General features: G+C 65.5%; 5 protein-coding genes. 1 reads left to right on the plus strand and 4 read right to left on the minus strand.

The window, feature by feature from the left end:
- The coding region (locus KH616_RS20805) for a methyl-accepting chemotaxis protein (RefSeq protein WP_292250417.1) at nucleotides 1-1,162 on the minus strand (1,162 nt) is incomplete at its 3' end.
- Nucleotides 1,163-1,501: 339 nt separating this feature from the next.
- Here KH616_RS20805 and KH616_RS20810 point away from each other — a divergent pair.
- Entirely contained in the window at nucleotides 1,502-2,470 is a 969-nt protein-coding gene (locus KH616_RS20810; protein ID WP_292250411.1) for an ABC transporter substrate-binding protein, read from the plus strand.
- A gap of 115 nt (nucleotides 2,471-2,585) precedes the next feature.
- On the opposite strand, the gene KH616_RS20815 is transcribed toward KH616_RS20810, so the two are convergent.
- The 3 genes from KH616_RS20815 to KH616_RS20825 form a co-directional block, all read right to left on the minus strand.
- Nucleotides 2,586-3,611: a succinylglutamate desuccinylase/aspartoacylase family protein gene (locus KH616_RS20815; RefSeq protein ID WP_292250412.1), complete on the minus strand. Its 1,026-nt coding sequence runs from the start codon at nucleotides 3,609-3,611 to the stop codon at nucleotides 2,586-2,588.
- A 180-nt stretch (nucleotides 3,612-3,791) separates the two neighbouring features.
- Nucleotides 3,792-4,064, minus strand: a complete 273-nt coding sequence (locus tag KH616_RS20820) for a hypothetical protein (RefSeq protein ID WP_292250414.1) — start codon at nucleotides 4,062-4,064, stop codon at nucleotides 3,792-3,794.
- A 279-nt stretch (nucleotides 4,065-4,343) separates the two neighbouring features.
- A partial coding sequence (locus KH616_RS20825; RefSeq protein ID WP_292250416.1) for a sensor domain-containing diguanylate cyclase occupies nucleotides 4,344-5,354 on the minus strand: 1,011 nt, incomplete at its 5' end.

Genomic DNA, 5,354 nt, shown 5'->3' on the forward strand with positions numbered 1-5,354 from the left:
GCTCGCCCGCACGGGCCGCTTCGACCGCCGCGTTCAGCGCGAGGATGTTGGTCTGGAACGCGATGCTCTCGATGATGCCCGTGATATCGGCGATTTTCGACGAGCGCTGACCGATCTCGGTCATCGTGTCGACGACGCGCCCGACTACATCGCTGCCGCGCAGCGCGACCTCCGAGGCGTTCGCAGCCAGCGAGCTGGCCTGCTGCGCGTTTTCCGCATTGAGCCGCACCGTCGACGTGAACTCCTCCATTGTCGCGGCCGTTTCCTGCAGCGACGCCGCCTGTTCCTCGGTGCGCTGGCTCAGGTCGAGGTTGCCCGACGCGATCTCGCCGACAGCGGTTCCGATGCTGGTCGACGAATCGCGCACACGGCTCACGATGTCGATGAGCCGCGCATTCATCGTATGCAATGCGTCGAGCAGGTCGCGCGTCTCGTCATTGCCGGTCACCTCGATGCGGCTGCCGAGATCGCCTTCGGCGACCGTGCGTGCGACGCCGACCGCCGTGCCGATCGGCGAGGTGATCATGCGCGTGATCCACAGCCCGCCCCCGACGGCGACGATGACGGCCAGCACGCTGACCGCGATGAGCACATTGCGCTCCATCGCGTAGCGGTCGGCGAACCTTTGCGCGATCGCCAGCTCGCGTTCGTGCGTGTAGGTCGCGTATGCATCCGTCGCCCGCACCAGCTGCGCGAGCAGCGGGCGGCAGTGATTGTTCATCTCGGCGATCGCCATATCGGTCTTGCCGCTTTGCGCGAGGCTCACGATGTTGAGCGCAACCGGGCCGTAAGCGCTTTCGATACGCACCATATCGCCTACCAGCTCGCGGCCGCGGTCGGTCGTGTCGGCCGCCTTCGCGATCATCTCCTTCAACTGGGCGAGCCGGTCCTGTACATCCTTGTGCGCGTGCTGCACCTCGGCCAGTTCGACATTCATGTCGGCCGGCTGCGAGACGAGCACGAGATTGCGCGCCGCGATTGCACGCCGGTCGACTGCCATGCGGGCCTGGGCGGCCACGTTCGCGCGGGCGTTGATCCCGGTCATGTAGCGGGAGAATTCGTCATTGGTATCGGACAACGCCTTGAGCGCCATGCCCGAGACGATCAACACGATTGCGGCGAGCACGCCGAAACCGCCCAGCATTTTTGCCTTGATGGTCATTCTGGCGATTTTCACTGTGAGCCTCTTGCACGAATGGATGCCAGTGGAGGAAATTCCGCGACAGGAACGCGTGTCGTGCCGGCATTAACGGGAAAAATGACCGCATCTTGACTGCTCCTGAACCCTTATTTTTCTTTTTTCCCCGGATATTGCGGACGGCCGGGCGCGCAATTAGGGAACTGCGGCGCCGGGGCATTCGTCTCTGCAATGCACATCAGTCGACCGCCGCTTTCCTTAGCAGGAAATCGCGTTTGTCTCGCGGCGATGGCTACCGTATCGTCCCCATTCCGAGCGGCCCGTTGTGGGCCTGACGCTCACCCGTCCACCCTTTTGGAGACCATGTTGCTGAACCGAATCGTCATGGGATTCGTGCTGGCGCTCGCCGCGCAGCCGGGCATCGCGAAGGACACCGTCACGCTGCGCGTCGGTGATCAGAACTACTTCAACATTCAGGCGTCGATGGAGGCGTCCGGCGTCCTCAAGGATCTGCCTTACACCATCGAATGGAAGCATTTCCAGGCTGCCGCGCCTGTTGCCGAAAGCCTGAACGGCAACGCGCTCGACGTCGGCTTCCTCGGCGATTCCCCGCTGCTCACGCTCGCGGCGCGGGGCGCGCCGGTCAAGGTCATCGCGGTGTCCCGCCAGAACCTCGATGGTGTCGCGATTGTCGTGCCGGGAAATTCGCCGGTGCGTTCGATTGCCGACCTGCGCGGCAAAACCATCGCCGTGTGGCGCGGCGCATGGAGTCAGCAGCTTGTCCTGCGTGCGCTCGAGCATGCGGGGCTGCGCGCCGATGCGGTCAAGTATGCGTACCTGATGCCGATCGATGCGACCAATGCGCTTGCGAACGGCTCGGTCGATGCGGTGTCGCTCTGGGAGCCGTTCGTCAGCACGTTGACGCTGCGGCAGGGCGCACGGCCCGTCGTCACCGCGCAGGGACTGATGCCTGCGCTCAGTTTCGTCGCGGCGAACACGCAAGCCGTGAACGGCAAGCGCGCGGAGATCACCGATTTCCTGCGCCGGGTCATCGCCGCGCGGCAATGGGTCGACAGCCATCCTCGGGAATATGCGGAGCGCTGGGCGAAATACGCGAAGCTGGAGCCGGATGTCGCGTACCGCTGGCTCGACAACGCGCACCAGCATATCGGCCCGGTCGATGCGGAGGCGGTGAAGGACGCGCAGAATACCGCCGATTTCCTGCATAAGGCCGGCGTGATCCCGAATGCATACGATACGTCGACGCTCCTCGACCGCTCGTATGCCGGCGTATTCGCCACGCCGACGCAAAAGACGGCCGCGGCCCGATAAACGCACCGACGCCGGTGTCGCGCAATGTCGTGAAGGGCGGCGGCGATGCGGCATGCTGCGCACGCTGCCTGCCAGTCCGCACGCCGACCCGCGACCCGCTCGGACGCAGCCGCGCTCAGGCCGGCGCAGCCGTCGGCTCGGCCAGCTGGAACAGGCAGTCGCCGCGCTGCACTTGCGCCGGAACGCGCTTGCAGACCACTTCGCCGTCACCGGCGAAACGACAGAGCACCGGTTCACGCAGCGGCGTCTCCGGGAAGTGGATCCAGGCGGCGGGCTGTCCTGCGCGCACCTGATCGCCAAGCTCGACGAGCGGCTCGTACACTCCGCGCTCGTAGGCATAGACGAAGTGACGATCGTCATCGACGCGCATGAAGCGCGTGACGGCCGGCGGCGCATCCGGCACGAGCGGACCGCGCAGCAGGCCGATGAAGCCCAGGTAATGCAGCAGGCCGTGACGGCCCAGCCGGATCAGCGCCGGATTCGACATGCCGGCGCCGCCCAGCTCGGTCACGATCGAGATCGCGCCTTGCCGGCGCGCAGCCGATGCTGAATGGACGGGGTTCGGTGCGTGCAGCAGTGCACTCGGCAAGCCGAACGCGATCAGCAGCGCCTTGAGCCGCGCCGCCTCGTCAGCGTCGAGCGGATCGATCGCGAGCATGTTGCCGCCGTGATACAGCAGCGAACTGCCGCCCGAATGCAGGTCGACGAGATATTGCGCGCGGGACAGCAGCGCATGCTCGATGTAATGCGCGATCGTTTGCGTCGGCGAACCGGTCGCGTCGCCCGGGAAGCTGCGGTTCAGGTTGCCGTTGTCGAGCGGCGACACACGCTGCCCCGCCTCCGCCGCCGGGAAATTCGCCATCGGCAGCAGGATCAGCTGCCCTGTGACCATGTCCGGCTCGATCTCGCGCATCAGTTGCGACACGATGATCTGGCCTTCGTATTCGTCGCCGTGGTTGCCCGCCATCACGAGCGCGACCGGGCCGTCGCCGTGGCGGATCGACGCGATCGGAATCGGCAGCCAGCCGTATGCGGAGCGGTGTACCGAATGCGGCAGACGCAGATACCCCGCATGCTTGCCCTGCGCATCGAGATCGATTTCGCAGTGGATCGGGTTACGTGAGCTGGCGGCGTGAGTCATGATCGATGTGGCATACGGGCGCGTATGCGGGCATCTTATCGGGAAACATGGCGGGCGGGTCAGGCGAAGGCGGCCCGACCGGTTTCATGCGTGAAACCGGTCGGGTGCGACGACGGCATCGCGCAGACCGGGCTTGGCCTGCTGCGGCGTGCCTTTGCGGGGAACAGCGCGCGTGCGGCGTCAACGGCCGTCTGTTTCCGCTTCGATACGTCCCTCTTCCCAGACCGCCCACAAGCGGCTGCCTGCGCGATACGGATTCGCACGGCGGGCGAAGTAATCGTCGACGCCCTGGCGGTACGCGCCGTACAGCGTCAATGGCGGATCCTGCACGCATGCGGCCTCGCGCATGGCGGGGCGGCGATCGGACGTCAGGCGCCTGATCAACGATGCGCCGTCGATCACCTTCAATTCGTTGATCGGTTCGTTCCGGCTGACGACTTCGACGGTATCCATGTTGTGCTCCCTCCACTTCGTTATTCAGAGGTGAGCAATAAAAGTGCCATGGTCGAAATCGTGCCCGCCGTCCGGTTTTGGCGGGCTTCTGCATCGCATATAGCGTCATGCGGCCGGCGATGTTACGGAACATGTAACGTGACACCGAGTGCGCGCGCCGGACATCGGCTGCGACATATCGCGTGGATGAAACAGGAGCGGGGCGGCGCAATGGCCGACATCGAGACGATCAGCACCGTGCGCGACGCGCGTGTGCCACGAGTACCGCGCGTGCTGCCGCTAACCGGCCGCGGCGGGGGCGGCGCGCTTCCTGCCGCTCGAATAAAAGCGATACATGCCCTTGCCGGACGACTTCGCTTCATACAGCGCGCTGTCGGCTTGCCGGATCAATTCCTCGGGCGTGTCGCCATCGCCGTCGAGCGCGATGCCGATGCTGATTCCGAGGCTGACCGTCTCGCCGATCGACAGACGGTAGGGCGCGGAAATCTGCCGGATGATCCGTGCGGCGAGGATTGCGCACGCCTGCATCGTCGTGTCCTCGATCGCGACGACGAACTCGTCGCCGCCGACCCGCGCCGCCAGCTTGCCCTGCGGCAGCGTCATCGTGAGGCGCGCCGCAACCTGCGTCAGCACATCGTCGCCGGCTTGATGGCCGAACCGGTCGTTGATCGCCTTGAAACCGTCCAGGTCCAGATACATCACGGCCAGCGCGACGCCATAACGTCCCGCGCGTCGCGCCAGCATCCGCTTCAGCTCCGCATACAACTCGTGCCGGTTGGGCAGTCCTGTCAGCGCGTCGTGCCGCGCCAGGTGGCGAATATGCTTTTCGGCGCGCCGACGCACGGTGACATCCTCGACGATGACGACCGCGCTGCCGTCCGGCACGTGATGACGCGTCATCTCCAGTACCCGTCCATCGGCGAGCACGAGTTCGAGCGGCACCAGTTCGCGGCTCAGCCACATATGGCAGCACGTCGCGAGGTCTGCCGCGTCCGGCTCCGTGACATGGTCGACGCCGAGCGCCGCAATCACATCGGGAAACAGCGTGTTCAGCATGATCTCGCGCGGCGAGCCGAACAACTGCGCGGTGCGCCGGTTCGCGACGATCACCCGGTTCTCGCCGTCGATCATGCACAGGCCGTGCGGCATATATGTCAGCGCGGCGTCGAAGCGCGCGACGAGTTCCGCATTGCGCTGTCGCGCCGCGATCAACGCGACCAGCACCTTGTAATGGCGCTGGACGACCGTGCGCATCGCGGCGATGTAGATGGCGATCGGCGGCAGCAGCAG

The organism is Burkholderia sp. (assembly GCF_018375725.1).
In the GTDB taxonomy this organism is placed as follows: domain Bacteria; phylum Pseudomonadota; class Gammaproteobacteria; order Burkholderiales; family Burkholderiaceae; genus Burkholderia.